Below are 26178 nucleotides of genomic sequence, written 5' to 3'. Positions count from 1 at the left end.
GCAACCTACTCGGAGGGAATCGTCGGCGTCGCTCGTACTCGCCCGTCAGCTGCCGGTCGGGCGGGTCGGGTCGGACGGTGGCACGTCCCCGCCCGGCCGGTCCTGCCCCTGCGCCGGTCCACCCTGCTCCGGCTGACCGGCCGGCGGCGCGGCGGGCGCGTCCGACGAGGGCGAGGACGGGGCCGACGGCGGCTGCCACGGCGAGGCGGCCGGTGGCTGGTCCGGCGCGGCCGGGTAGCCGGGGGCCGGCGGGTACCCGGGCTGGCCGGGGGCCGAGGGCTGGCCCGGCTGCGCGGGCGGGTAGCCCGCCTGCGGGTAGCCCGGGGTGGCCGGGTAGCCGGGGGTCGCCGGGTAGCTCGGCTGGCCGGGGTAGGCGGCGCCGGGGACCGGCGGCTCCCACACCTGCTGCGGCTTGCGGAAGAACTCGTTCGCCTTGGGGAGCGCGAGCAGGATCAGCGCGGTCAGCAGGGCGAGCAGGGCGATCACCGCGAGCAGCGTGGTCACCGGGCCGTACCAGGACGGCAGGGCGTCCTGCAGCCGGCGCTGCACCTCCTCCGCGCTCGGGACGTCACCGTCGGTCGGCGCGCCGCTGCCGGCGAGGCCCCCGGCGGCGTTGCTGGCCGTGCCGAGGCCGCAGCAGCAGAACATCAGGCCGCCGAGCACCCAGGTGGTGATCCGGGTGCCGTTCACGCCCCGGTTGTTGAACCGGCCGAGCACGGCGAGCACGATGGCCAGCAGCAGCCCCACGATGGCGCCGCCCAGGCTGAACGCGACGGCGAAGTCCGCCACCCCCTGCACCCCGTTGGCGGAGGTGCCGCGGTAGGCCTCGTCCATCACCTCGCGGATGGTGCCGATGGTGGTGAGCGCGATGATCAGGTTGATCACCTGGATGAGCGCGAACAGAATCAGCAGATAGCTGGAAATCGTCACCACGGCCGGCCGGACGCGGGCCGGTGTGTGCTGGGAATCGACCACGATTCTCCTTCCCCTAGATCGCGCCCACACCGTATCCACTGCGGCCCAGCGGCGCGCGCACCAAATACCCGGCGGCCGGCGACGGGGTCAGTAGCCGCGCCACTCCGCGCGGGCGTACTCCAGCACCCTGGGCTGGAGCAACGTCGACGCGGGGACGTCGAGGCGGGCCCGGTCGGCGGGGAAGGCGGCCGCCGCCCGCAGCACCGACGGGTCGAGGAACCGCAGCGGCGGCGCGTCCGCCGGCAGCTCCAGCGCGGGCAGGGCGGCCCCGGGGGTGGCGAGCAGGAAACCCCAGTCGCCGAAGGAGGGCACGTCCACGTGGTACGGCACGGTGGCGAAGCCGGCCTCGCGTATCGATGCCTCGATCGACCAGTACGACCGGGGCGCGAAGTACGGCGACCCGGACTGCACCACCAGCCGCCCGCCCTCGGCGAGCGCCGACCGGATCAGCGCGTAGAACTCGACGGTGTAGAGCTTCGCCGTGGCGGTCTCGTCCGGGTCGGGCAGGTCGGCCACCACCACGTCGAACCGTTCCGTGGCGGTGCGCAGCCAGCCGAACGCGTCGGTGTTGACCACCCGGACCCGGGGGTCGGCGAACGCGTCACCGTTGAGCCGGCGCAGCTGCGGCTCGGCGCGGGCCAGCGCCACCACCGCCGGGTCCAGGTCGACCACGGTCACCCGGCGGACGTCCGGGTAGCGCAGGATCTCCCGGACGGCGAGCCCGTCGCCGGCCCCGAGCATCAGCACCTCGCCGCGCGGGCCGCCCATGGCGGGATGCACCAGGGCCTCGTGGTAGCGGTACTCGTCGACCGAGCTGAACTGGAGGTCGCCGTTGAGGTAGAGGCGCAGGTCGGTGTCGGCGTGCCCGACCTCCCGCACCGACCGGGTGAGCACGATCTCCTGGTAGCGGCTGCGCTCGGCGTGCACCACCGGGTCCCGGTAGAGCTGCTGCCGGGCGGTCAGCTCGAAGTCGGCGGCGGTGATCCAGGCGTACGAGAGGCCGAGGGCGACCACGACGGAGCCGGCGGCGAGCACGACCCGCGCCCGGCGGCTCAGCTCCGCCCGGAACACCGTGCAGACCAGCGCGAGGCCGGCCACCGCGTTCACCGCGCCGACCACCAGCGCGCCTTTGAGCTGGCCGAAGAGCGGCATCAGCAGGAACGGGAAGGCCAGCCCGCCGAGCAGCGCCCCGACGTAGTCGGCGGCGAACAGGTCGGCCACGGCGCTGCCGGCGGACTGCTCGCGGATGCGTTGCAGCATGACCATCAGCAGCGGGATCTCCGCGCCGATCAGCAGGCCGAGCATGAACGCGGTGCCGACCAGCGCCGGGCCGTAGAGGTCCAGCCAGGCGAAAGCGGCGTAGAGGCCGAGCACGGAGAGCCCGCCGAGCAGCGCCAGGGTCAGCTCGACCACGGCGAACGCGGCGGCGGCCCGGGACTGCAACGGCTTCGCGGCGAGGGCGCCGACGCCCATCGCGAAGACCATCACGCCGAGCACGATCGAGGCCTGCCCGACCGCGTCGCCGATCAGGTAGCTGCCGAGCGCGACCAGCGCCAGCTCGTAGACCAGACCGCAGGCCGCGCAGACGAAGACCGCGAGCAGGACGCCCGCCCGGGCCGCCCGCCGGCGCGCTGCGGCGGCCGGCACGTCGGTGGTCACGCCCGCTCCGGGGTACGCGTCACCGCCGTCGCCGCCCCGGCGCGCTGCGCGGGCCCGACTCCCCGGCGCTTGCGACCACTCCGGCTCGGCGCGTCTGGCGCCGCGCCGCGACCCGGAGCAGTCGTCCGGCGACGCTGCACCAGCCCGACGATGACCAGCAGTGCGGTGACCAGCAGCAGCCCGGCGGCGGCGAGCAGGTAGCCCCAGCGGTCCCGCCACAGGTCACTGCCGGACTCGGGCAGCGGCGACGGCTCCGTCGCGGCCGGGGCCGGGGTGGCGGCCGGCTCGACCGCCCCCGCCTCGACGGCGAGCAGTGGCAGCATCACGGCGGCCCGGGTGACGGCCCAGCCCGGATCGTCGATGAAGACCTTCTCGGTGATCCCGAGCCGCTCCAGGCCGTTCGCGATGCGCAGCAGTTCCGCCGTGGAGAAGTCGCCAGAGCCGTTGACGTCGACGTAGGCGTTGTCGTCGCTGTCGCTGCTCTCCGACGGGTAGTAGATCCGGACACTCACCTGCAGCCAGCGCGGGCAGGCCGGGTTGTCCTCGACCGCCACCCCGTCGCCCAGGTTGGAGCCGACGCTGACCGGGTCGCCGTAGCCGAAGTGGTCCTTCAGCTCCCAGCCGTAGCAGACGCCCTGGCTGGCCGAGGAGCGCGCCAGGATCGCCACGCTGTCGTCACGCTCCTGTGCGGCCGGCGGCGGCACCGTGTCGGACCCGTCGTCGCCGTTGACGATCGCCCCGGCGGTGCAGGCGGCGACGGTGCCCAGCAGGCCCACCCAGATCAGGGCCTGCTTCCACACCGGAATCTCCGCGCTCTTCGCCGGGCTCTTCGCGCCGGTGGTCGCCGAGCGCCCGGCGGCGCCCGGCCGCTTCGCGGCGGTCATCAGCTGATCGCGGCGGCGATGATCGCGCCGGTGGCGAGGTGGACGACGGCGGAGACCCAGACCGCGGGGTGCGGCTCCGGGTCGACCAGGATCTCGCCGAGCCGGCCCGGCGTCGCCGCGTCGAGCAGCAGGAACGCCGCGGCCATGATGACCAGGCCCAGGATTCCGTACGCGGCGGCGCCGACCAGCCCGAGGACGAAGTCCTCGGCGCTGGCGGCGATCGCGGCAACCACGATGACGCCCACGCCGGCGAGGTTCGAGGCGAGCAGCAGCGCGGCGTTGCGGTTGCGCTCGGTCCAGATCAGCTCGTGGAGTTTGCCGGGAGTGGCCACGTCGACGAGGACGTAGCCGACGGCCATCAGGACGACGCCGACCACGCCGTAGGCGAGCGTGACCAGCAGGTCGGTGACCAGGGTCTGCACAGGGAGCTCCAGGGGTGTCGTTCGGGTCGGCTACTTGCCGCTGCCGGGGCCGCCACCCCGGACGGTGCTGCCCCGGCCCCAGCCCCAGTGGTTGCCCACCGTGGAGTGGTAGCGCGGGTAGGCGGTGCGGAGGCTTTCGAGGAGGATCACCGAGCCGGTGGCGATCGGCAGGATCACCACGGAGTCTTCGTCGTAGCGCAGGTAGACGCCGCTGCCGTCGACGTACTGGTCGGCCGGCTGCCAGGCGTTCGTCACGTCCTGCGCCACCTGGCTCGGGGTCTTGTTCGAGGTGTACGCGATCGCCTCGCCGCCGATGTCCCGGCTGGTCGCCCGGGTGTAGCGGTCCTCGACGTAACCGCGGGGCGAGAAGTTGCCGTAGAAGACTGCGAAGGCGGCGACCAGTGCGCCGATGACCGCGAAGGCCACTCCCACCACGAACCAGCGCCGGTACGTCATCGCAGTGCCACCACCGTCTCGGTCAGGACCAGCTCGTTGGTCTGGGGATACGCGTGCCAGGTGCGCCAGCCGACCGACCCGTCCGGCCGATCGGGCCGGACGGCCAGCGCGGTGACCGCGTCCGGGTCGCCGGGGAAGACCCCGACCAGCGCGTACGGGTCGTCGGCCAGCTCGGCGCGGAGCGCGGCGACGCGGGCCCGCAGCTCACCGGCGGGCGGCCGGAGCACCGTGGCGGTGAACCGGTAGCCGTTGGGCTCGTCGTGCAGCGTGCCGGGCAGGTGCGGCGGCCGCCCTGGCAGGCAGGCCACCGTCTCGGTGAGCCCACCGCTCGGGGTGGGCAGGACGACCTGGTGCGAGGCGCCGAGCAGGCGCAGCCGCAGCCGGACGCCGCCGGGCAGGTCCACCTCACGGACGGCCAGGGCCGGCAGCTCGGGGTCGCCGAGGGCCAGCCCGAGGTCCGCGGCGCTGGTGTCGACGTACGGGGTGTCGATGCGGACCAGCACGCCCTCAGTCCACCTTGTCCGGGCCGGCCTGCGGGTAGACCATCACCTCGGAGCGGTGCAGCGGCTCACCGAGGGCCACCTCCCAGCCGGCCTCCCCGTACGCCTCGAAGGCCAGTCGGGCCCCGCCCTGCGCCCGGTAGTCGTGGTAGCGGACGGTGCCCGTCGGGTCGAGGCCGGTGGTGCCGGTGGCTGAGTAGCGGGCCTGCCCGGACTCCTCCCAGGAGTAGCGGCGGCCGGCGAAGTCCAGCGTGGGCGCGCCGGGCGTGACGGTGGCGCCCGGTTCGGCCTTCCAGAGCACCAGCTCCAGGTCCGGGTCCTCCTCGACGGAGAGCCACCGCTTGGCCCCACCGGCGTCGTCCAGCAGGTGCTCGGCCCAGCTCCAGGCGCCCTCGACCAGGTGCACCGAGCCACGGATCGCGTACGACACCTGCCGGATCTCGACGATGTCGCCGGGCTTGAGCTTGCGCGGGTCCCCCCGGAGCGCGTCCGCGTCGGTGTCCCGGAACGGGTCGCCCGGTGCCGCCGGCCCGGTCCGCTTCCGCTGCCGGGCGAGGGCGATCAGGGCGATCACCACCCCGGCGACCCCGACCAGACACCCCACCGCCGCCACCAGGTACGCCACCGAACCGTCCACCCCGACCGCCTCCCCACGCGTCGGCGGAGACGGTAACAACCCCGCGCACCTGGGGAAACACGTCCATCTTGAGTGAGCGGCCAGTCACTCAGCGTCCGGCGTGGCGGAGGGGTGGCCCCGCCGCCCAGGTCAGCTCCCCGGCTTCGGTCCGGCGTCCGGGGCGTCCGGTGCCGGCGGTGCGTCCGGTGCGGCCTGCGGCGGGGTGGCGGGAGCGGGCTGGGCGGGCGCGGCCGGCATGGGCTGGGGCGACATCGGCTGCGTGGCGGGTTGAGTCGGCGCGGCCGGCATGGGCTGGGACGCGGCCGGCGTCGGCTGCGTGGCGGGTTGGGCCGGAGCGGCCGGCATGGACGCGGCCGGTGTCAGCTGCGGCGGCAGGCCGTGGGCGCGCGGGTCGGGGCAGAGCATGTAGCCGGGCGGCAGCAGGAAGGCGGGCGGGTAGGTCGGGTCGAGCGGTGCCCGGCGGGCCTGCTCGGCGGCGCGGGGCACGAACCAGCGGTGCACCGACGGCAGCGCCAACAGCACCACCGCGGTGAGGGTGAGCCCGAGGACCAGCAGCGTCCCCAGGCTGCCGGCGCCGAAGAGGATGTCGCCCGCCGGATCGGACCCGTCGCCGTAGAGCTCCCGCATGAACCCCGACTCCTCCGGCATGAACTCGGCCGGCATGTCGGAGTCCCAGTCCTCCTCGGGGCCGCCGAGGGCGAAGAGGAAGGGGATGAACAGGACCGACAATCCGCCCTGCGCGCAGGCGACCAGCAGTTGCAGGCCGCCGGCCACGAAGACCAGGATCCGGGCGACGTTGCTGCCCCGACGTACGCCGCGCGCGGTGGCGAGGAGTCCGGCGGCGAACAGCAGCGTGGGCACCCCGAGCACACACGACATGACGATGTTGCCGACCCGTTCGCCGGAGACCTCGTCCGGATCGGCGTCGGGCACCAGCCGCGCCGCCCGGTCGATCTCGCCGTTCCACTCGATCGCCTGCCAGAGCACCAGGCCGAGCAGGGCCAGCAGCACGACGGCGGCGGCGATCTGCATCCAGGAGGCGACGGTGACGGCGGTGGGGCGCGGTGGGCGGGCCGGCGCGCCGGCGTCCTGAGTCATGCGGGGAAGCTACGGGGCGCCGATCGATCGCCGCAGCCCCGTTCGGCCGGACTCCGGCCTACCTTCCGGCCAGCCTTTCGGTGGCGTACCCGCGCAGGCTGGCGTTGCCCATCACGCAGCCGGAGAAGGTGGTGAACTCGCCCCTGTCGTCGCGCAGCGACGCCCAGGCCTCCCGGGCCGCCGCCGGGTCGACCCGCTCCAGCAGGGTCGCCGCGTACGCCTTCCCGGCCGGCGAGCCGTGCCGGAGCAGCCAGTCGACCTTGTCCCGCGCCTCGTCCGGGTCCGCGTGGAGGGCCTCCTCGACCCGCCGGTACGCCTCCGTCACCGGCAGCAGTGTGCCCGCGATGCCCACCCCGCCGAAGGCGAGCGTGTCCGCTCCGGCGAGCTCCTTGACGGCCGCGTCCAGCTCCCGGTCCCTGCTCTTCCCGATCCCGAACATGCCCCCATCCTTTCCCAGTCCCGCCAACCCCCACCCTCCTGATCAAGAGGTTCGCGTCGGCAGGAGCGGTGACGCCGACGCACACTTCTTGATCACGGGGGGGGGGAAGGTGGGGGCTGGTCGATGTGCGGACGGGCCCGCCGGGAGGGCGGGCCCGTCGCGGGTGGGTCAGGCCGGGGTGACCGTGAGGGCGTCCTTGGTGTCGCCGAGGTCGACCCGGACGGTGTCGCCGTCGCGGATCTGCCCGGCCAGCAGGGCCTTGGCGAGCTGGTCGCCGATGGCGGTCTGGACCAGGCGGCGCAGTGGGCGCGCCCCGTAGATCGGGTCGTAGCCGTGCTCGGCGAGCCACCCCCGGGCGGTGTCGGTGATGTCCAGTGCCAACCGACGGTCGGCGAGCCGCTTTCGCATCCGGTCGAGCTGGATGTCGACGATGGAGCGCAGGTCGTCGCCGCGCAGCGCGGCGAAGACCACGATGTCGTCGAGGCGGTTGAGGAACTCCGGCTTGAAGTGCGAGCGGACCACGGCGAGGACCCCCTCGCGGCGCTGCTCCTCGGCCAGCGTCAGGTCGCTGATCACCGACGACCCGAGGTTGGAGGTGAGGATCAGGATCGCGTTGCGGAAGTCCACCGTGCGGCCCTGGCCGTCGGTGAGCCGGCCGTCGTCGAGCACCTGGAGCAGGATGTCGAAGACGTCCGGGTGGGCCTTCTCCACCTCGTCGAGCAGGATCACCGAGTACGGCCGGCGGCGCACCGCCTCGGTGAGCTGGCCGCCCTCCTCGTAGCCGACGTACCCGGGCGGGGCGCCGACCAGGCGGGCGACGGAGTGCTTCTCGCCGTACTCGCTCATGTCGATGCGGACCATGGCCCGCTCGTCGTCGAAGAGGAACTCGGCGAGCGCCTTGGCCAGCTCGGTCTTGCCGACACCGGTCGGGCCGAGGAAGAGGAAGCTGCCGGTCGGGCGGTCGGGGTCGGCGACGCCGGCCCGGGCCCGGCGGACGGCGTCGGAGACCGCGCCCACCGCCTCGGCCTGGCCGACCACCCGGGAGCCCAGCGACTCCTCCATCCGGAGCAGCTTGGCGGTCTCCCCCTCCAGCAGCCGGCCGGCGGGGATGCCGGTCCAGGAGGCGACCACCGCCGCGATGTCGTCCGCGCCGACCTCCTCCTTGAGCATGGCGCCGTCGGCCTGGAGCCGGGCCAGCTCCTCCTCGGCCTGCTTCAGCTCGGTCTTGAGCGCCGGGATACGGCCGTAGCGCAGCTCGGCGGCGCGTTCCAGCTCGCCGTCGCGTTCGGCCCGCTCGGCCTCGCCGCCGAGCCGCTCCAGCTCCTCCTTGGCCGTGGAGAGCTTGGTGATGTGGCTCTTCTCCGTCTGCCAGCGCTCGGACAGCGCGGTGAGCTGCTCACGCTTGTCGGCCAGCTCCTTGCGCAGCCGCTCCAGTCGCTCGGCGGAGGCGGCGTCGGGCTCCTTGGCCAGCGCCATCTCCTCGATCTCCAGCCGGCGTACGGCCCGCTCGATCTCGTCGACCTCCACCGGGCGGGAGTCGATCTCCATGCGGAGCCGGGAGGCCGACTCGTCGACCAGGTCGATCGCCTTGTCCGGCAGGAACCGGTCGGTGATGTAGCGGTCGGAGAGGGCGGCGGCGGCGACCAGCGCGGCGTCGGTGATCCGTACGCCGTGGTGCACCTCGTAGCGCTCCTTGAGGCCGCGCAGGATGCCGATGGTGTCCTCGATGGTCGGCTCGCCGACCAGCACCGGCTGGAAGCGGCGCTCCAGCGCCGGGTCCTTCTCGATGTGCTCGCGGTACTCGTCCAGCGTGGTCGCGCCGACCATCCGCAGCTCGCCCCGGGCCAGCATCGGCTTGAGCATGTTGCCGGCGTCCATCGAGCCCTCGCCCTTGCCGGCGCCGACGACGGTGTGCAGCTCGTCGAGGAAGGTGATGACCTGGCCGTTCGAGTTCTTGATCTCCTCGAGGACGGACTTCAGCCGCTCCTCGAACTGGCCCCGGTACTGCGCTCCGGCGACCATCGCGCCCAGGTCGAGCGAGACCAGCTTCTTGTCGCGCAGCGACTCGGGCACGTCGCCGGCGACGATCCGCTGGGCCAGCCCCTCGACGATCGCCGTCTTGCCGACGCCCGGCTCACCGATGAGCACCGGATTGTTCTTGGTCCGGCGGGACAGCACCTGGATCACCCGGCGGATCTCCGAGTCCCGGCCGATCACCGGGTCGATCTTGCCGTCCCGGGCGCTCGCGGTCAGGTCGACGCCGTACTTGGCGAGGGCCTGGTAGGTCTGCTCGGGGTCGGCGGTGGTGACCCGACGGTCGCCGCCCCGCACGGTCGGGAAGGCGGCCACCAGGTTCTCCTCGGTGGCCCCGACTGACTTCAGCGCGCCGGAGACCGCGCCACCGACCCGGGCCAGGCCGGCGAGCAGGTGTTCGGTCGAGGTGTACTCGTCGCCGAGCGGCCGCGCGATCTGCTCGGCGGCGCCGATGGCGTTGACGAACTCGCGGGCCAGCGTGGGCTCGGCGATGCTGGAACCCCGGGCGGCGGGCAGCGCGTCGACCGAGCGCTGGGCGACCCGGCGCAGCTCGGCGGGGTCGGCCCCGACGGCGCGCAGCAGGCCGGCGGCGGTCGAGCCGTCGGTGTCGAGCAGGGCCAGCAGCAGGTGCCAGGGCTCCACGGTGGCGTGACCGCGCTGGTTCGCCAGCGCGACGGCACCGGTGATGGTCTCGCGGCTCTTGGTGGTGAGGCGTTCCGTGTTCATGGGCTCCCCTGGATCGGCGTGTCCACCAGTAAGGACGAAACCAGAGTTGAGCCTATTCCGCTCAACTCCGGGCGTGTGACCCGGGTCACTCGGCTCGCCGCCACCGCCAGTCGAACTCACCGGCGGCGGGCGGCGGCCCCGGCAGCGGGGGTTCGGTGACGGCGAGGCCGGCCAGCAGCACCGCGAGCTGCCGCCGGCGCAGCTGCCGGGTCCGCTCCGGATCGGGTACGCGGATCGCCGCGCACCCCTCCAACAGCAGCCCGACGTCCTGCACCACCACGTCGGGGCGGAGCCGCCCGGCACCCCGCGCCCGCTCCACCAGCGCCGCGGTGAGCTCGTTGGCCCGCGCCGCGTCCCGACCCATCTCGGGCGTCGGGGTGAAGGTACCGGCCAGGTGGACGGTCAGCGAGTGCACGTCGGCATCGACGACGCGCTCCAGGAAGCCGGCGAAGGCGGACCAGTCGTCCGGGTCGCCGGCCGCCTCCTCGGCCGCCTCGATGAACCGCCGCAGGCCGTCGTGGCAGAGCGTGCGCAGCAGGTCCTCCTTGCCGGCGTACCGCCGGTAGAGGGCGCTGATCCCCACGCCGGCGCGCTCGGCGACCGCGGCGATCGGGGCCTTCGGATCGGCGAGGAAGACCGCGCGGGCCGCCGCCAGGATCACCGCGTCGTTGCGCGCGGCCTGCGCGCGCCGCCCGGCGAGCGGCGGGGTGTCGGTCGGATTCGGCATGACCCGAGGATAGCAGTGGAACGGATCGTTCCACTCTGCTATGGTAGAACGGAACGAAACATTCCGTTCTGAGGAGCAGCGCATGGCCGGCACCGCGATCCGCCCGTTCCGCGTCGACATCCCGCAGACCGCCCTCGACGACCTCGCCGACCGGCTCCGCCGGGCCGTCTGGCCCGGGGAGCTCCCGGGCGTCGGCGACGCGTACGGCACCACCACCGACCGGGTCCGCGAGCTGGTGACGTACTGGCTGGAGAAGTTCGACTGGCGGGCCGTGGAGGCGCGGCTGAACGCCCACCCGCAGTTCGTCACCGAGATCGACGGCGAGGACATCCACTTCCTGCACGTCCGGTCGTCCCGCACCGACGCCACCCCGCTCGTGCTCACCCACGGCTGGCCCGGCTCGGTGGTGGAGTACCTGGACGTGATCGCCCCACTCACCGAGCCCACCGACCCCACCGCGCCGGCGTTCCACCTGGTCATCCCGTCGCTGCCGGGCTTCGGCTTCTCCGGGCCGACCCGCAGCCCCGGCTGGAACCGGTACCGCACCGCCCGGGCGTGGGCGGAGCTGATGACCCGGCTCGGTTACGACCGGTACGGCGCGGTCGGCAACGACGCCGGCTCGATGATCTCGCCGGAGATCGGCCGCATCGACCCCGAGCACGTGCTCGGCGTCCACGTCACCCAGCTCTTCTCGTTCCCCTCCGGGGACCCGGGCGATTTCCAGGGGCTCTCCGAGGCAGACCAGGCGGCGCTCGCCCACCTCCAGTGGTTCTTCGAGAACAAGTTCTCCTTCAACCAGGTGCAGAGCCAGCAGCCGCAGACCCTGGCGTTCGCGCTGGCCGATTCCCCGGTCGGCCTGCTCGCCTGGAACGGCCAGCTCTTCGACCGGAGCCTGGACCCCGACTTCGTCCTCGCCAACGTGGCGATCTACTGGCTCACCGGCACGGCGGCCTCGTCGATGCGGTTCTACTGGGAGGACGCGCACACCACCGAGCACCCGACCGGGCCGACGACGAGCCCGACCGGGCTGGCGATGTTCCCCGGCGACTTCCAGTCGATCCGCCGCTTCGCCGAGCGGGACCACGGGAACATCGTCCGCTGGACGGCGTACCAGGCCGACGTGGCGGGGCGCGGCGACGTGGGCGGGCACTACGCCGCGCACGAGGCGACCGACGTGCTGGTCGCCGACCTCCGGGAGTTCTTCGCCGCACTCCGCTGAGCCGGCGGCAGGCGGGCGCCCGGTCGGGGAGCCCCGGCCGGGCACGCCGTCCGCTCCCCGGGCCGACCCGGTGCGCGACGCTCGCCCGTCAGTCGCCCGCGACGGTCACCCGCACCCACCGCCGGTCCGTGCCGACGCCGGCGCCCAGCACCACGTCCGTCGACCCACGGGCGAAGACGGTGCCGTCACCGAGGACGGTCAGGTAGTGCTCCGAGCCGACCGGCCAGGCGACCGGGGTGTACCGGCCGTCGATCACCGCGCCGGCGCCGTACGGGCCGGTCACCGCGACCCGTCCGGCGCCGATCGGGGCGACCGACACGATCCGGGAGGGGTAGGACTGTGCCGGGACGGACTCCCACCGCCCCTGCCACCGCCAGAGCGCCGGGAAGTCCATCCGGTCCGGCCGCTCGCCCAGCAGCCACACCTGGCTGTCCGGGGCGACCACCACCCGGAGCATGGACACCTCGCCGTCGGGCGTCGGCACCGGGGTCCGCTGCCAGCTCCGGCCGCGGTCCGTCGAGATCGCCGCGGACAGCCCCTCGTCGTCCTCGCCCGCCGCCACCAGTAGCTGGTCGGCGAGGCCGACACCGGTCAGCGCGGGCACCGGTGGCTGGGCGGCGAGCGGGCGCAGCGCCCGGCCGTCCCACTCGCCCATTCGGCCGGTCGCCTCGATCACCTGGAACCGCCCCTGCGCGGCCCGCCAGGCGGGCGGCTCCCCGTCGGTCCGCACGAAGCTCGCGCCGCCGTCGGTCGAGGTGTACCAGCCGTGCGGCTCGGCCAGCAGGGTCACCAGTCCCGGCGCGGTGTAGAGCTGCTGGTTGTCGGCGACCGGGCGCGGGTGGCGCACCCGCAGCCACGAGCGGCCACCGTCCAGCGTGGAGAAGAGCAGCGCCGGGCAGTTCCGGTCCGGCGGGCGGCCGTCGCAGCTGGCAAAGAGCGCCCAGCCGTGCGCGGCGTCGGAGAACTCCACGAACGGGTCGTCGTACCGCTGGGCGACGGCGACCCGGCCGGCGCGTACCTCGTCGAAGCCGGCGGACGGCGGCGGTGCCGGCACGGGCGCGGCCGTCGGTGCGGCGGACCGGGACGGCGGATCGCGGCGGATGTCCCCGATCGCCGAGCACGCCACCAGCGCCGGGACGGCCAGCAGGGCGACCACCGGACGGAGCACTCGACAGATCATGGGCGCCTCCTCGGCAGGGTAGCCTTGCCCGGGTGCGAGTACGTGTCGAACAGACTGCCCTACCGGGAATCGGCGTGCGTCACGACCTGGTGACGGAATCCGGCCGCCGGCTGGGGGTCGTCTCCCACCGCAACGGCCGCCGTGACCTCGTCCTGTACGACCCGGACGATCCCGACGCCTGCCAGGCGGACATCCCGCTCACCGACGACGAGGCGGAGGCGCTCGCCGACATCCTCGGCGCGTCGCTGATGCTCGGCCAGCTCTCCGGTCTGCGCGAGCAGGCGGCCGGGCTGCTCACCGAGCAGATCGCCATCCCGGCGGGCTCGAAGTACGTCAACAAGCGGCTGGGCGACACCAAGGCACGCACCCGCACCGGCGCCTCGATCGTGGCGGTGCTCCGCCAGGGCGAGGTGAACGTCTCACCCGATCCCACCTTCCGCTTCGCGGCCGGTGACGTGGTGGTCGTGGTCGGTACCCGCCAGGGTCTCGACGGAGTGACCGCCATCCTCGCCGACAGTGACCCGGACGGCTGAGGCGGATGCACGAAACCACCACACTGCTCGTCGAGGTCGGCGCGCTGCTGCTGCTCCTCGGACTCCTGGGCCGGCTCAGCCGGCGGTTCGGGGTCTCCCCGATCCCCCTCTACCTCCTCGCCGGCCTGGGCTTCGGCCACGGCGGCCTGCTGCCGCTCAACGCCAGCGAGGAGTTCTTCGCCGTCGGCGCGGAGATCGGCGTCATCCTGCTGCTGGTCATGCTCGGCCTGGAGTACAGCGCCAACGAACTGGTCGGCAACCTGCGCTCGGCCGCGCCGGCCGGGTTGATCGACGCGGTGCTCAACGCGCTGCCCGGCTTCGCGTTCGCGCTGCTGCTCGGCTGGGGCTGGGTGGCCGCCGTGGTGCTCGGCGGCATCACCTGGATCTCGTCCTCCGGCGTGATCGCCAAGGTCCTCGGCGACCTGGGCCGGGTCGGTAACCGGGAGACCCCGGTGATCCTCTCCGTGCTGGTCATCGAGGACCTGGCCATGGCGCTCTACCTGCCGCTGGTGACCGCGCTGCTGGCCGGCGTCGGGCTGGCCAAGGGCGGCATCGCCCTCGGCATCGCGGTGCTCACCGTGGTCGTCGTCCTGGTGGTCGCCATCCGGTACGGCCACCTCATCTCCTCTGCGCTGTCCGCCAAGGACCCGGAGGCGCTGCTGCTCGGCGTACTCGGGCTGACCCTGCTGGTCGCCGGTGTCGCGGCCAAGCTCCAGGTGTCGGCGGCGGTGGGCGCGTTCCTGGTCGGCATCGCGCTCTCCGGGCCGGTGGCGCACCACGCGACCCAGCTGCTCTCCCCGCTGCGGGACCTCTTCGCGGCGGTCTTCTTCGTCTTCTTCGGCCTGGTCACCGACCCCCGGGACATGCCGCCGGTGCTGCTGCCGGCGCTGGCCCTGGCCGTGGTCACCATGGGGACGAAGCTGCTCACCGGCTATCTGGCGGCCCGGCGGGCGGGCATCGCCGAGCCTGGTCGCTGGCGGGCCGGCTTCGCGCTGATGCCGCGCGGTGAGTTCTCCATCGTCATCGCCGGGCTGGCCGTCGCCGCCGGCACCGTCGAGCCTCGGCTGGCGGCGCTCGCCACGGCGTACGTGCTGATCACGGTGGTGACCGGGCCGATGTTGGCGCGGCTGCCCGACATGGGCTGGTTCAAGGTCTGGCTGCGGCGGCGGGCCACGATCCGCCGGCCCGAACCGGTGCCGACCACCGACTGAGCGTGCCCCGGCCGGGTCGGCCGTACGGCTGACCCGGCCGGTCCGCCCGTTGTCGAATTGCTCCCGACAAGCTCTTCCGCCAGCCCACCGGCGACGGTTACCGTTCTGCCCCAACGAGCCAGGGGTCCGCGGGTGGCCGGTGCGCCCCGCGGGCGTAAGCGGAAGGTTGCCGGTGAGCGTGCAGGATCCGACGTTTCACGGCTTCGCCAACCCCGTCGACCCGTCGCCGACGGAGTTGCGGGCGTGGGCCTACCACCCGGACTCGGTGCCGCTGGCCTCGATGCCGCCCGACTGGGACCTGCTGGTCGCCGGCGACCACCTGGTGCTCACACTCTTCGACCTGGCGATGGATCCGGCCTGCCCGGCCCGCCGGTTCGCCCTGCACTGCCTCTACATCTACGCGGCGGACGGCATCCGGACGAACTTCCGCGCCCACCCGAAGCGCCGCTTCCGCAAGCTGGTCGAGCAGGCCGAGCGGGAGGGCGACGAGCTGATGCGCAACTGGGCGCACAACAGCCGGGTGCTGCTGGCCCGGCAGGACCTCTTCGTCTACCACGACTGGTGCGAGGGCGGCCTGGTCCGGGAGAACCGCCGGATCGGCTGACGCCGTGGCCGGCGCGACGCCGGCCCCTGCCCACTCTTCCCCGGCGAGGCGAACGGGCCGGGACCCCCCGTGGGTCCCGGCCCGCACGTCGGCGGATCGTCAGCGTTCCGATCCACCCTGCTTCCGGCGTCTGGCTTCGACGCGCCCCTGGTCGATGCCGTGGTCGACCTGGTCGCTGAACCGGCCGTTCTTGATCTCGTCGCTGAAGCGACCCCTGGTCACCCGGTCGAACCCCTGCCGGACGTTCTCGGCCACCTTGTCGAGCCGGCCCTCCGTCTGCTGGGCAACCTTCTTCGCCGATTCCGCCATGGCTCCCCCTGCCATCGGAGTCCGGATTGCGCTGGTTGGACCTGGTTCTGAGGCTAACCCAACCGGTCCGACCGTCGCCGGAGAAACGCGAACCGGAGCCCCCGGAACACCCGGCGCCGCTCACCGGGCCCGCGAGTCGGCCTCGGGGTCGCGGCGAGGGACCGACCGGGGCGTGGCCGGCCCCGCCCCGCCATTCGGCCGGGCGGGGCCGGAGGTTCAGCGGTCCGGGGTACGGCGGGGACGCCAGACGACCAGCGCCGTCGAGGTGCGGTTGGTGGGCACCAGGTCGCCGCGCGGGAAACCACCCAGCGACTCCAGCTCGGCGATCCGCCGGTACGCGGCATCCAACTCGGCCTCCAGCCGGGCCACCCGCTGCTGCGCCTGCTCCAGCAGCCGCTCCAGGCCGATGATCCGCTTCACGCCGGCCAGGTTGATGCCGTCGTCCTGGCTGAGCCGCTGCACCTCGCGCAGCAGCACCACGTCACGCACGCTGTAGCGACGCCCACCGCCGGCCGCCCGGCCGGCCTGCACCAGGCCCAGCCGGTCGTACTGGCGCAGGGTCTGGGGGTGCATCCCCGCCATCCGCGCCGCGACCGAGATCATCAGCACCTTGGCCTCGTAGGCAGGGTCACCCGAACCGACGAAATCGCTCGACATCCCGCTCACCTCCGCACCCGATCCACCGGTCAACCGACCCGACGCACCCGCGCGTCGAGATGTTCCCGAGCCGCCGGCGGAGTCTGCTCGGCGAACGACTCCAGCGTCGCCCGCGCCTCGTCCGACACCACCGCCGGCACCACCACGTCCAGCGTGACCAGCAGGTCACCGGCCCGACCGTCGCGCCGCACCACGCCCTTGCCCCGGGCGCGCAGCACCCGCCCGGACGGCGTACCCGGCGGCACCCGCAGGGTCACCGCGCCGTCGAGGGTGGGCACCCGCAGGTCGGTGCCGAGCACCGCCTCGGCGAAGGTGATCGGCACGGTCAGGGTGAGATCGTCCCCGGTGCGCCCGAACAGCTCGTCCGGGCGGACCTTGACCTGCACGAAGAGGTCACCGGCCGGGCCGCCGCGCTCACCGGGCTCGCCGCGCCCGGCCAGCCTGATCCGCTGGCCGTCGGCCACCCCGGCGGGGAAGCGGACGTTCAGCGTGCGGGTCTTGGTCACCCCGCCGGTGCCCTGGCACTCCGGGCACTTCTCCTCGACGACGGTGCCCACGCCCTGACAGGTGCGGCACGGCTCGGAGAAGCTGAACGAGCCCTGGTTGCGGGTGGTCACGCCGGCGCCGTGGCAGACCGGGCAGGCCTTCGGCCGGGTGCCCGGCTTCGCGCCGTCGCCGTGGCAGGTGTCGCAGACCCCCGGCGCGCGCAGCGTCAACGGGACGGTCACCCCGCGTACCGCGTCGTCGAAGTCGAGCGCCACCTCGGTCTCCACGTCCCGGCCGCGGGCCGGGCCGCGGGGACGCGCCGGGCCACCGGCCCCGCCACCGCCGGAGAAGATCGAGCTGAACAGGTCGGTGAAGCCACCCCCGCCGAACCGGGTGTCGGCACCACCGGCACCACCGCCGCCGAAGAGGTCGGAGACGTCGAACGGCACCCCGCCGGGCTGCCCGGCGCCCCGGGCGCCGCGCCGGAACGCGCCCGAGCCGAACAGCGAGCGCATCTCGTCGTACTCGCGGCGCTTGGCCTCGTCGCCGAGCACCGCGTACGCCTCGGAGACGGTCTTGAACCGCTCCTCGGCCTTCGGGTCACCCGGGTTGTGGTCCGGGTGCGACTCCCGGGCCAGCTTCCGGTACGCCTTCTTGATCTCGTCCGAGGAGGCGGACTTCTGCACGCCGAGCGCGGCGTAGTAGTCCTTCTCGATCCAGTCCTTGGAACTCACCGGTCCACCCCCTTCCGCCTGATGTGGCCCGGTCGCCCCGCCCGCCGTCGGACGGCGGGCGGGGCGACCGGATGGTTCCGCACTATTCCGGGTCGGCGACCGCGACCAGCGCGGGCCGCAGCAGCCGCTCCCCGAGCTGGTAGCCCCGACGCATCACCTGGACGCAGGTCGGCTCGTCCACGTCGGCCGAGGTCTGGTGCGCGACCGCCTCGTGCCGGGTCGGGTCGAACGGGTCGCCCTGCTCGCCGAACGGGGTCAGCCCGAACTTGCCCAGCGCGGTGGTGAGCTGCTCGGCCACCGTGCCGAACGGCCCGACCAGGTCGCCGTGCTCGCGGGCCCGGTCCAGGTCGTCCAGGATCGGCAGCAGCGCGGCGAGCACCGAGCCGGTCGCCTGCTCCTGGACCAGACCGCGGTCGCGGTCCACCCGCTTGCGGTAGTTGGCGTACTCCGCCGACACCCGCTGCAGGTCCCGGGTCCGCTCGTCGAGCTCGGCCCGGAGGGCCTCCAGCTCGGCGCCGAGCGGGGCCACCGCGCCGCCGTCGACCGGCTGCGCGGGGGCGTCCACCACGGGCGGACCGGCCGGGACCCGACCCTCGACCGTCTCGACCTCGATCTCGTCGACGACGACCTCGGTCTCCTCCACCAGGCCCTCGGCCGGGGCGTCCGTCCCGGCGTCGGCGGCGGCGGGCGCCTCCTCGGTCTTGCCGATCTTGCGGTTGTTGCGGATGACGACCCGCGGCCCGTCGCCGGCGGCCGGCTCGGCGGGCGCGGAGCCACCCGGCACCGACCCGGTGGCTCCCGGGTCGGCGGCTCGTGGCTTCTCCGTCATGCGACTACCTCGTTCTCTCTACCGTGAGTCCGGACCGGGGACGGACCGTCACTTCTTGTCCTCGTCCACGATCTCCGCGTCGACCACGTCGTCGGCGCCACCGGCCTGCGGACCGCCGGCGGCACCGGCACCCGCGCCCGGGCCGGCCGCGCCCGGCTGCTCACCCTGCTCGGCCTGCTGCGAGTAGAGCAGCGAGCCGGCCTGCTGGGAGACCTGCGCCAGCCGCTCGTGCGCCGCCTTGATCTTCTCGATGTCCTGGCCGCCGAGCGCACCGCGCAGCTCGCCGAGGGCCTCGTTGATCTGGTCGCGGTTCTCGCTGGGCAGCTTGTCGCCGCTCTCGGCGAGGAACTTCTCGGTCTGCCACTGCAGCGCCTCGGCCAGGTTGCGGGTCTCCGCCTCCTCGCGCCGACGCTTGTCGTCCTCGGCGTGCTCCTCGGCGTCCCGGCGCATCCGCTCGATGTCGTCCTTCGGCAGCGAGGAGCCGCCGGTGATCGTCATCTTCTGCTCCTTGCCGGTGCCCAGGTCCTTGGCGTGCACGTTCACGATGCCGTTGGCGTCGATGTCGAACGTGACCTCGATCTGCGGCACGCCGCGCGGCGCCGGCGGGAGGCCGGTCAGCTCGAAGGTGCCGAGCTTCTTGTTGTAGGCCGCGATCTCCCGCTCACCCTGGAACACCTGGATCAGCACCGACGGCTGGTTGTCGTCCGCCGTGGTGAAGACCTCGGAGCGCTTGGTCGGGATGGTGGTGTTGCGCTCGATCAGCTTGGTGAAGATGCCGCCCTTGGTCTCGATGCCCAGGCTCAGCGGGGTCACGTCGAGCAGCAGGACGTCCTTGACCTCACCCTTGAGCACACCGGCCTGCAGGGCGGCGCCGACGGCGACGACCTCGTCCGGGTTGACGCCCTTGTTGGGCTCCTTGCCGGTGAGCTGCTTGACCAGGTCGGTCACGGCCGGCATCCGGGTCGAACCGCCGACCAGGATGACGTGGTCGACGTCGGCGACCTTGATCCCGGCGTCCTTCACGGCCTGCTCGAACGGGCCCTTGCAGCGGTCCAGCAGGTCCTGCGTCATCCGCTGGAACTCGGCGCGGCTGAGCGTCACGTCCAGGTGCAGCGGGCCGGCGGCGCCGGCGGTGATGTACGGCAGGTTGATGTTGGTGGTGGTGGCGGCGGAGAGCTCGATCTTGGCCTTCTCGGCGGCCTCACGGAGCCGCTGCAGGGCCATCTTGTCCTGGCCCAGGTCGATGCCGTGCTCGCCACGGAAGGTCTTCACCAGGTGGTCGATGATGCGCTGGTCCCAGTCGTCGCCACCGAGGTGGTTGTCACCGCTGGTCGACTTGACCTCGATGACGCCCTCGGCCAGCTCCAGCAGCGACACGTCGAAGGTGCCGCCACCGAGGTCGAAGACCAGGACGGTCTGCTCCTTGGAACCCTTGTCCAGCCCGTACGCCAGGGCGGCCGCGGTCGGCTCGTTGACGATCCGCAGCACGTTGAAGCCGGCGATCTCACCGGCCTCCTTGGTGGCCTGGCGCTGACCGTCGTTGAAGTAGGCGGGGACGGTGATCACCGCGTCGGTGATCTGCTCGCCCAGGTACGCCTCGGCGTCCCGCTTGAGCTTCATCAGCGTCCGCGCCGAGATCTCCTGTGGGGTGTACTTCTTGCCGTCGATGTCGACGGACCAGTTGGTGCCGATCTCCCGCTTGACCGACCGGATGGTCCGGTCGGGGTTGGTCACCGCCTGGCGCTTCGCGACCTCACCGACGAGCACCTCGCCGTTGCGGGCGAACGCGACGATCGACGGGGTCGTCCGCGAGCCCTCAGCGTTGGCGATGACGGTGGGCTCACCGCCCTCGAGAACGCTGACGCAGGAGTTCGTCGTGCCGAGGTCGATACCGACCGCACGTGCCATCTTCGCTTCCTCGCTTCGTAACGTTGAGGCAGGTCACGGGCCTGCCCGGCGGGCCACCCGCAGTGACCGCACCACAAGTTGAGTGAACTTGACTCAATAGTGCCACGCCGCCGGCAATCCGCAAGTCGGGGTTGAGCCGACCCGACGCAACCCGACCGTTATTACCGTCCGGTTGTCTTCTCTTGCATCGGTCGGGCACGCTTTAGCGGTGACGACGAAAGGCGATCCCGCCACCCGGTCCGGCGCGCCCCCCGTCGCCGCCCGCACCGGGTCGCCGGACGCCGCCGAGGCTGCCCCCGGCACCACCGCCGACGGCCTCCCGGCCGCGCTGACCGGGCTGCGGGCCGCGATCGACGCCGCCCGCTTCCCGCTGACCCTGCCGTCGGCCGAGCCGGCCCGGCGTACCGCCTCGGCCCTGGCCGACCAGCTCGACGACTACCTGCTGCCCCGGCTGGCCCGGCTCGACGCGCCCCTGCTGGTGGTGGTCGGCGGCTCCACCGGCGCCGGCAAGTCGACCCTGGTCAACAGCCTGGTGCAGGCCCGGGTGAGCGCCGCCGGGGTGCTCCGTCCGACCACCCGCTCCCCGGTGCTGGTCTGCAACCCGGCCGACTCCGCCTGGTTCCGCCAGGGCGAGCTGCTGCCCGGCCTCACCCGCACCACCCAGCCGAGCGAGGACCCGCGCACCCTGCACCTGGTCACCGCGCCCGCGCTCCCCGCCGGGCTCGCCTTCCTCGACGCCCCCGACATCGACTCGGTGGTCGACGCCAACCGGGCCCTCGCCGGCCAACTGCTGGCCGCCGCCGACCTCTGGCTCTTCGTCACCACCGCCGCCCGGTACGCCGACGCCGTCCCCTGGGAGCTGCTGCGCAGCGCCCGGGCCCGGGGCGCGGCCATCGCCATGGTGCTCGACCGGGTGCCGCCGGAGGCCGCCGACGAGATCGCCGCCCACCTGTCGGAGATGCTCGCTGCGCAGGATCTCGGCGCCGCGCCGCTGTTCGTTCTGCCCGAGACCTGGGTCGACGGCCAGGGCCTGCTGCCGGACAAGGTCACCGCGCCGCTGAGCGCCTGGTTCTCCCGGCTGGCCGCCGATGCCGAGGCCCGGGCCGCGGTGGTCCGGCAGACGCTGGACGGCGCACTCGCCTCGCTGTACCCGACCGTCGAGGCGCTGGCCGAGGCGGCCGACGAGCAGGTCGCCGCCGCCGACGCGCTCGACGAGCGGGTCCGGGCCGCGTACCGGGGTGCGCAGCGCAGCGTGGAGGAGGGGCTCAAGGACGGCCGGCTGCTCCGCGGCGAGGTGCTGGCCCGGTGGCAGGAGTTCGTCGGCACCGGCGAGTTCTTCCGGACGCTGGAGGCGCGGATCGGCCGGGTGCGCGACCGGGTGGTCGCCGCGATGACCGGACGTCCCGCCACGCCCGCCACCGAGCTGCGCAACGCCATCGAGTCCCAGCTGGTCACCCTGCTGCGCGGGGTCTCCTCCGAGGCGGCCGAGCACGCGTACACCGCCTGGAAGGCGCACCCGGCCGGGGCGGCGCTGCTCGAACCGGGGCTGGCCCACCCCTCCGACGACCTCTCCGAGCGGGCCGAGCGCCTGGTCCGGGACTGGCAGCGCGGGGTGCTGGAGCTGGTGAAGGCCGAGGGGGGCGACCGGCGCTTCGTGGCCCGCACCGCCGCGTACGCGGTCAACGCCACCGGCCTCGCCGTCATGATCGCCGTCTTCGCCTCGACCGCGTTCATCCCGACCGGCCTGGAGGTGGCGACCGGTGCCGGCACCACCGTCGCCGCGCAGGCCGTGCTCCAGGCGATCTTCGGCGACCAGGCCGTGCGTACCCTCGCCAACAAGGCCCGGGCCGACCTGCTGGACCGGGTCCGGGCGCTGCTGGACGAGGAGGCGGCGCGCTACCTGACGCGCACCGACGAGGCCCGGCCCGGCACGGACGCCGGGGCCGAGCTGCACCGGGCCGCGTCCCGGGTCGAGGTGGCCCGGCACCGCAGCGGCCTGGCCGACGGCGAGGGCCGCGGCCTGCCCGCTCCGAGCGGTGACCGCCGATGACGGGCATCGTCGGCCGGATGCGCGAGGCGTTCCGGGGCGAGCAGCGGGTGGACGCCGACGACCTGGTGGCCCGCCTCGACGCGGTACGCCGCTTCCTCGCCGCCGTGGACGGCCAGGTGCCGGACTCCCGCCTGGTCACCGCGCACACCCTGGTCGAACGGGCCGGCACCCGGCTGGCGCTCTCCCGCGACCACACCGTGGTGGCGCTCGCCGGCGCCACCGGCAGCGGCAAGTCCAGCCTGTTCAACGCACTGGCCCGACTCGACCTCTCCCCGGTCGGCGTGCGCCGCCCGACCACCGGCGTGGCGCACGCCTGCGTCTGGGGCCCGCTCGACGGTGCCAGCCGGCTGCTCGACTGGGTCGGCGTGCTGCCCCGGCACCGGTTCGTCCGGGAGAGCGCGCTGGACGCCGACGACGAGACCGGCCTGCACGGGCTGGTCCTGCTCGATCTGCCCGACTTCGACTCGGTGCAGCGGTCCCACCGGCTGGAGGTGGACCGGCTGCTCGGCCTGGTCGACCTGGTGGTCTGGGTGGTCGACCCGCAGAAGTACGCCGACCGGGTGATCCACACCAGCTACCTGCGCGAGTTCCACCGGCACCGGGACGTGACCCTGGTCGTGCTCAACCAGGCCGACCGGCTGTCGGCGACCGAGCTGCCCCGGGTCCTCGACGACCTGCGCCGGCTGCTCGACGCCGACGGGCTGGACGGCGTGCCGCTGCTGGCCACCACGGCGGTCCACGAAGGCGGCTTGACGGGGCTACGGGAGGCGCTCGAGCGGGCGGTCGCCGAGCGTCAGGCGTCGCTGCGCCGGCTCTCGGGCGACATGGACGCCGTCGTGGCGGGGTTGGGCGAGCTGGTGGTCACGGACGTCCCCCGTGACGCCCCGGACGAGGACACGGTCCGCTCGCTGGACCGGGCCCTGGCCGCCGCGGCCGGGGTGCCGGCGGTGGCCGACGCCGTCCAGGGGGCGTACCGGCACCGGGCCGGCGGCACGACCGGCTGGCCGGTCGTCCGGGGCTGGCGCCGGCTGCGACCGGATCCGCTGCGCCGGCTGCACCTGCCCGGCCCGGCCGCCGGGGCCGACCAGCCGGCGGAGAGCCTGGTCGCCGCGACCTCGGTGCCCGACCCGACCGCCGCCCAGCGGTCCGCCCTCGGGCTGGCCATCCGCGCGGTCGCCGACCGCTCCGGGGCCGACCTGCCCGCACCCTGGCCGGACGCGGTCACCACGGCCGCCCGGTCCCGCCTCGACGACCTGCCGGACGCGCTGGACCGGGCGATCGCCGGCACCGACCTCGGCATGGACCGTCGGCCGCTCTGGTGGCGGCTGGTCGGTGGCGTCCAGTGGCTGGTCACCCTCGCCGCGCTGGCCGGGCTCGGCTGGCTGCTGCTCGGCTACGCGCTGCGCGCGCTCGGGTTGCCCGCCCTGGAGTACCCGCGGGTCGGTGAGGTGCCGCTGCCGACCCTGCTGCTGCTCGGCGGCCTGCTCGCCGGGTTGCTGGTGGCCGCGGTGACCCGGCCGGTGATCCGCTGGGCGGCCCGACGGGCCCGGCAGCGGGCCGAGAAGCGCCTCACCGTCGCGGTGGCCGGGGTCGGCGACACGTACGTCCTCAGCCCGGTACGGGCTGTCCTCGACCGGTACGGGCAGGCCCGGGACGCGCTGCGCGACGCGGCCCGGTGAGACGAGCCCTCCGCACGGGTGTCCCGGCGACCGTCGCGGCGTAGGGTCGGACCATGGCCACGCCACAGACCCCCTACGACGCGGTGCTGCACGCCGCCCGCGACGTGACGAGGCTGGACACCGCCCTCGACGCCGAGATGCTCGGCGCCGCCCTGCTGGGCAGCGTCTACGCGATCGCCGAAACCGACCGGGAGCGGGCGGTACGGGAGTTCGTCTCCGGCTTCCTGGCCGCCACCTCGCGCCGCCGGACCGCCGCCGCGACCACCATCCGGTCGGTCTTCGCCGCGCTGGTGCCGGACGCGGAGGGCGCGGCGAAGGTCCGCCCCGGCACCCAGGCCCCAGCCTGGTCCGGCCAGCTCGGCCGGGTACACCTCACCGGCGCCTGGTCGTACGGCGACGTGTACGGCGACCAGACCTCCTACCTCGCCACCTTCGCCTACGACGACGCGACGGGCGGTCCGGAGCACGCGCTGGTGGCGCTCGTCGACCACAACATCGGGATCACCAAGGACGTCTTCGTGGGCGGCCCCGCCGAGCGGATTCTCGAACAGGTCCGGCAGATGTGCGCCACGGACGACCTGACCTGGTTCCGCGAGGAGGACCCGGCCCGGATGCACGGCGAGGTGAGCCGGCACCTGACGGTCACCGACGACCTCGGCGACCTGCCCGGCGAGGGTTCGCTCGCCACCGACCGCGCCCTGGTCGGCGCCCGGCTGGCGGTGCTGCCCGGCGCGCCCGCGGACACGCTGACCTGGGACGCCGAGCCGCTCACCGGCGAGGAACGCACCGAGCTGGTGCGGGCCTTCCTGGCGTCGCCGGCGGCGGCCCGCGCCGGCCTGCACACCCTGGACGGCGACGCGGAGCTGGCCTCACTGCACTTCTGTCTGGGCCTGCTCTTCGACCACGCGGCGAGCTTCCCGGACGCCGACCCGCTGCGCTGGAGCCCGGCGGTGGCGGGGTTGTTCCTGCTGGACTGGGTGCACCGCCGGGCCGTGCTGGACATGGACGACGCGGCGATGCTGCCCCGGGTGCTGCGCGCCTGGACGGCGTTCGCCGGACATCGGCGCGGACTGCCGGAGCAGGCCGTCACCCGGACCGACGAGGCGATCGAGGAGCTGGTGCCGGAGTTCGCCCGGCTCTACAGCACGGGTGAGCGGCGCAGCCCGGCCACCGCCGCAGTGGCGCAGCTGATGGCGGACGGGGTGGACCCGGACGACCCGGCCGCGCTGGACGCCTGGATCGAGGCCAACCGCCAGCGCCTCGGCGACGACTCCCCCTGACCGGTCACGCCGCGCTCAGCGCAGCGCGGCGTAGACCAGGCCGGCGACCAGACCGCCGACCACACCCCCGACGACCACCTGTGCGACGGTGTGGTCGCGCAGCCGTACCCGGGACCAGCCGGCCAGGGCCGGCAGCGGCGCGGCGGCGAGCATCCGGGGGCCGAAGGTCAGCGCCAGCACGACCACCGCGCCGGCGGCCACCGCGGTGTGGATCGACATCTTCCACCAGTGGCTGACGGTCACCGCCACCACCAGGCCGACCACCCCGGCGGCGACCAGGGCGAGCACCGGCCGGGGGGCGCCGAGCGCCGCGAGCAGCGCCAGGCCGGCGGTGGCCGAGGCCAGCCCGAAGAGCAGGGGTACGCGCCGCTGGTCGCGGACGCCCACGTGATGGTCGGTCAGGCGACCGCGCCGCACCCCGCCGAGGATGTACGCGAACGGGATGCCGCTGGCGAAGACCGAGGCGAGCAGTGCCCAACCGAGCCCGTGCGCGCCACCGGCGCCGTGCCAGCCGACCGCCACGGTCAGCAGGGTGACCAGCACGGCGGGGGCGGTCACCTCGGTCACCACCCGGGCCAGCCGGGTCAGCGCTCCGGGCGGTACGACGACCGGGCGGAGCCCACCGTCGTCACCGCCCCCGTCGACCCCGCTCAGCTCCCCGTCCCCGATCCGTCCCGTCCGGCCTCGCCGCGAGCCGGTTGCGCCGGCGGCGGGCGTACGGCCCGGTCAGCTGGCGTCGCCCGTCACCGTACCGTCCGGGTCGGGGGCGTCGTGGCTGGTCGGCGCGGGCACCGCCGGGCGCTGCGGGGCCGGGCTCGGGGTGGCGGCCGGGAACTTCGGCGGACGGGCGCTGGGCGACGGCGGTCGGACCGGCGGGCGGGCGGCCGGACGCCGGCGCGGGCCGCCGGTGGCGGCGGTGGCGACGGGGCGCGGCCCGGCGGC

25 protein-coding genes and 1 pseudogene are annotated in these 26178 nt (G+C 74.1%); 7 read left to right on the top strand and 19 right to left on the bottom strand.

The features are described from left to right. Nucleotides 1-45: 45 nt before the first annotated feature. The 11 genes from V6U89_RS17355 to V6U89_RS17305 all read right to left on the bottom strand — a co-directional run bounded on the left by V6U89_RS17355 (nt 46) and on the right by V6U89_RS17305 (nt 10557). Nucleotides 46-975 (bottom strand): hypothetical protein, encoded by a 930-nt coding sequence (locus tag V6U89_RS17355; protein ID WP_334572254.1) that lies wholly within the window; start codon nt 973-975, stop codon nt 46-48. Between the two features lie 87 nt (nt 976-1062). Beyond that, complete coding sequence (locus V6U89_RS17350) at nt 1063-2634, bottom strand: polyamine aminopropyltransferase (RefSeq protein WP_334572253.1); 1572 nt, start codon at nt 2632-2634, stop codon at nt 1063-1065. Next, nucleotides 2631-3416 carry a hypothetical protein gene (locus V6U89_RS17345; RefSeq protein ID WP_442933943.1) on the bottom strand — a complete coding sequence of 262 codons (786 nt, stop codon included), beginning with the start codon at nt 3414-3416 and terminating at the stop codon, nt 2631-2633. The genes V6U89_RS17350 and V6U89_RS17345 overlap by 4 nt, the downstream gene beginning before the upstream one ends. 101 nt (nt 3417-3517) lie before the next feature. Beyond that, nucleotides 3518-3940, bottom strand: coding sequence for a DUF350 domain-containing protein (locus tag V6U89_RS17340; protein ID WP_334572251.1), 423 nt, complete (start codon nt 3938-3940; stop codon nt 3518-3520). A gap of 30 nt (nt 3941-3970) precedes the next feature. Further along, on the bottom strand, nt 3971-4396 hold the full coding sequence (locus V6U89_RS17335; RefSeq protein ID WP_334572249.1) for a DUF4247 domain-containing protein: 426 nt from the start codon (nt 4394-4396) through the stop codon (nt 3971-3973). After that, nucleotides 4393-4899, bottom strand: a complete 507-nt coding sequence (locus V6U89_RS17330; RefSeq protein WP_334572248.1) for a DUF2617 family protein — start codon at nt 4897-4899, stop codon at nt 4393-4395. Before V6U89_RS17330 ends, V6U89_RS17335 begins: the two co-directional genes overlap by 4 nt. Before the next feature lie 4 nt (nt 4900-4903). Further along, nucleotides 4904-5533 carry a DUF4178 domain-containing protein gene (locus V6U89_RS17325; protein WP_334572247.1) on the bottom strand — a complete coding sequence of 210 codons (630 nt, stop codon included), beginning with the start codon at nt 5531-5533 and terminating at the stop codon, nt 4904-4906. 129 nt (nt 5534-5662) lie between these two features. Further along, the gene (locus V6U89_RS17320) at nt 5663-6631 is read right to left on the bottom strand and encodes a hypothetical protein (RefSeq protein WP_334572245.1); all 969 of its coding nucleotides are present in this window, start codon (nt 6629-6631) and stop codon (nt 5663-5665) included. 58 nt (nt 6632-6689) lie between these two features. Further along, nucleotides 6690-7070 (bottom strand): hypothetical protein, encoded by a 381-nt coding sequence (locus tag V6U89_RS17315; RefSeq protein ID WP_334572244.1) that lies wholly within the window; start codon nt 7068-7070, stop codon nt 6690-6692. A 168-nt stretch (nt 7071-7238) separates the two neighbouring features. Beyond that, a complete protein-coding gene (clpB, locus tag V6U89_RS17310) occupies nt 7239-9830 on the bottom strand; it encodes an ATP-dependent chaperone ClpB (protein WP_334572242.1) in 2592 nt (863 codons plus the stop codon). Between the two features lie 85 nt (nt 9831-9915). Then, nucleotides 9916-10557, bottom strand: a complete 642-nt coding sequence (locus V6U89_RS17305; RefSeq protein ID WP_334572240.1) for a TetR/AcrR family transcriptional regulator — start codon at nt 10555-10557, stop codon at nt 9916-9918. Between the two features lie 82 nt (nt 10558-10639). Here V6U89_RS17305 and V6U89_RS17300 point away from each other — a divergent pair, with 82 nt between their 5' ends. Beyond that, nucleotides 10640-11776 carry an epoxide hydrolase family protein gene (locus tag V6U89_RS17300; protein WP_334572238.1) on the top strand — a complete coding sequence of 379 codons (1137 nt, stop codon included), beginning with the start codon at nt 10640-10642 and terminating at the stop codon, nt 11774-11776. A gap of 88 nt (nt 11777-11864) precedes the next feature. Here V6U89_RS17300 and V6U89_RS17295 read toward each other — a convergent pair whose 3' ends face one another. Then, the gene (locus V6U89_RS17295) at nt 11865-12956 is read right to left on the bottom strand and encodes a hypothetical protein (protein ID WP_334572237.1); all 1092 of its coding nucleotides are present in this window, start codon (nt 12954-12956) and stop codon (nt 11865-11867) included. Nucleotides 12957-12988: 32 nt separating this feature from the next. On the opposite strand from V6U89_RS17295, the gene V6U89_RS17290 reads away from it, so the two are divergent. From V6U89_RS17290 to V6U89_RS17280, 3 genes are all read left to right on the top strand, one after another. Beyond that, on the top strand, nt 12989-13489 hold the full coding sequence (locus V6U89_RS17290) for a cation:proton antiporter regulatory subunit (RefSeq protein ID WP_154940767.1): 501 nt from the start codon (nt 12989-12991) through the stop codon (nt 13487-13489). A gap of 5 nt (nt 13490-13494) precedes the next feature. After that, nucleotides 13495-14700 (top strand): cation:proton antiporter, encoded by a 1206-nt coding sequence (locus V6U89_RS17285; protein ID WP_334572236.1) that lies wholly within the window; start codon nt 13495-13497, stop codon nt 14698-14700. 172 nt (nt 14701-14872) lie between these two features. Next, nucleotides 14873-15304: a hypothetical protein gene (locus tag V6U89_RS17280; RefSeq protein ID WP_210777139.1), complete on the top strand. Its 432-nt coding sequence runs from the start codon at nt 14873-14875 to the stop codon at nt 15302-15304. 99 nt (nt 15305-15403) lie between these two features. On the opposite strand, the gene V6U89_RS17275 is transcribed toward V6U89_RS17280, so the two are convergent. From V6U89_RS17275 to dnaK, 5 genes are all read right to left on the bottom strand, one after another. Continuing rightward, entirely contained in the window at nt 15404-15613 is a 210-nt protein-coding gene (locus tag V6U89_RS17275; RefSeq protein ID WP_334572235.1) for a hypothetical protein, read from the bottom strand. Between the two features lie 216 nt (nt 15614-15829). Further along, complete coding sequence (locus tag V6U89_RS17270) at nt 15830-16270, bottom strand: heat shock protein transcriptional repressor HspR (protein ID WP_334572234.1); 441 nt, start codon at nt 16268-16270, stop codon at nt 15830-15832. Nucleotides 16271-16299: 29 nt separating this feature from the next. Next, nucleotides 16300-17490: a molecular chaperone DnaJ gene (gene dnaJ / locus V6U89_RS17265; RefSeq protein ID WP_334572233.1), complete on the bottom strand. Its 1191-nt coding sequence runs from the start codon at nt 17488-17490 to the stop codon at nt 16300-16302. Between the two features lie 82 nt (nt 17491-17572). Further along, nucleotides 17573-18319, bottom strand: a complete 747-nt coding sequence (grpE, locus tag V6U89_RS17260) for a nucleotide exchange factor GrpE (RefSeq protein WP_334572232.1) — start codon at nt 18317-18319, stop codon at nt 17573-17575. A gap of 48 nt (nt 18320-18367) precedes the next feature. After that, nucleotides 18368-20227, bottom strand: coding sequence for a molecular chaperone DnaK (gene dnaK, locus V6U89_RS17255; protein ID WP_334572231.1), 1860 nt, complete (start codon nt 20225-20227; stop codon nt 18368-18370). 208 nt (nt 20228-20435) lie between these two features. On the opposite strand from dnaK, the gene V6U89_RS17250 reads away from it, so the two are divergent. Genes V6U89_RS17250 through V6U89_RS17240 form a run of 3 tightly spaced genes read left to right on the top strand, consistent with a single transcriptional unit; the run spans nt 20436 to nt 25236 of the window. Continuing rightward, complete coding sequence (locus V6U89_RS17250; RefSeq protein WP_334572230.1) at nt 20436-22277, top strand: ABC transporter; 1842 nt, start codon at nt 20436-20438, stop codon at nt 22275-22277. Further along, nucleotides 22274-23956 (top strand): GTPase, encoded by a 1683-nt coding sequence (locus V6U89_RS17245; RefSeq protein WP_334572229.1) that lies wholly within the window; start codon nt 22274-22276, stop codon nt 23954-23956. The genes V6U89_RS17250 and V6U89_RS17245 overlap by 4 nt, the downstream gene beginning before the upstream one ends. A 53-nt stretch (nt 23957-24009) precedes the next feature. Then, entirely contained in the window at nt 24010-25236 is a 1227-nt protein-coding gene (locus V6U89_RS17240; RefSeq protein WP_334572228.1) for a hypothetical protein, read from the top strand. 15 nt (nt 25237-25251) lie between these two features. Here V6U89_RS17240 and V6U89_RS17235 read toward each other — a convergent pair whose 3' ends face one another. Continuing rightward, a complete protein-coding gene (locus V6U89_RS17235) occupies nt 25252-25794 on the bottom strand; it encodes a phosphatase PAP2 family protein (protein ID WP_231925230.1) in 543 nt (180 codons plus the stop codon). Between the two features lie 168 nt (nt 25795-25962). Further along, nucleotides 25963-26178 (bottom strand): annotated as a pseudogene (locus V6U89_RS17230) (hypothetical protein); the annotation flags it as partial.

This window comes from Micromonospora sp. CPCC 206171 (genome assembly GCF_036906755.1).
GTDB lineage: Bacteria > Actinomycetota > Actinomycetes > Mycobacteriales > Micromonosporaceae > Micromonospora > Micromonospora purpureochromogenes.
This window is presented reverse-complemented; position numbering and strand designations above follow the sequence as displayed.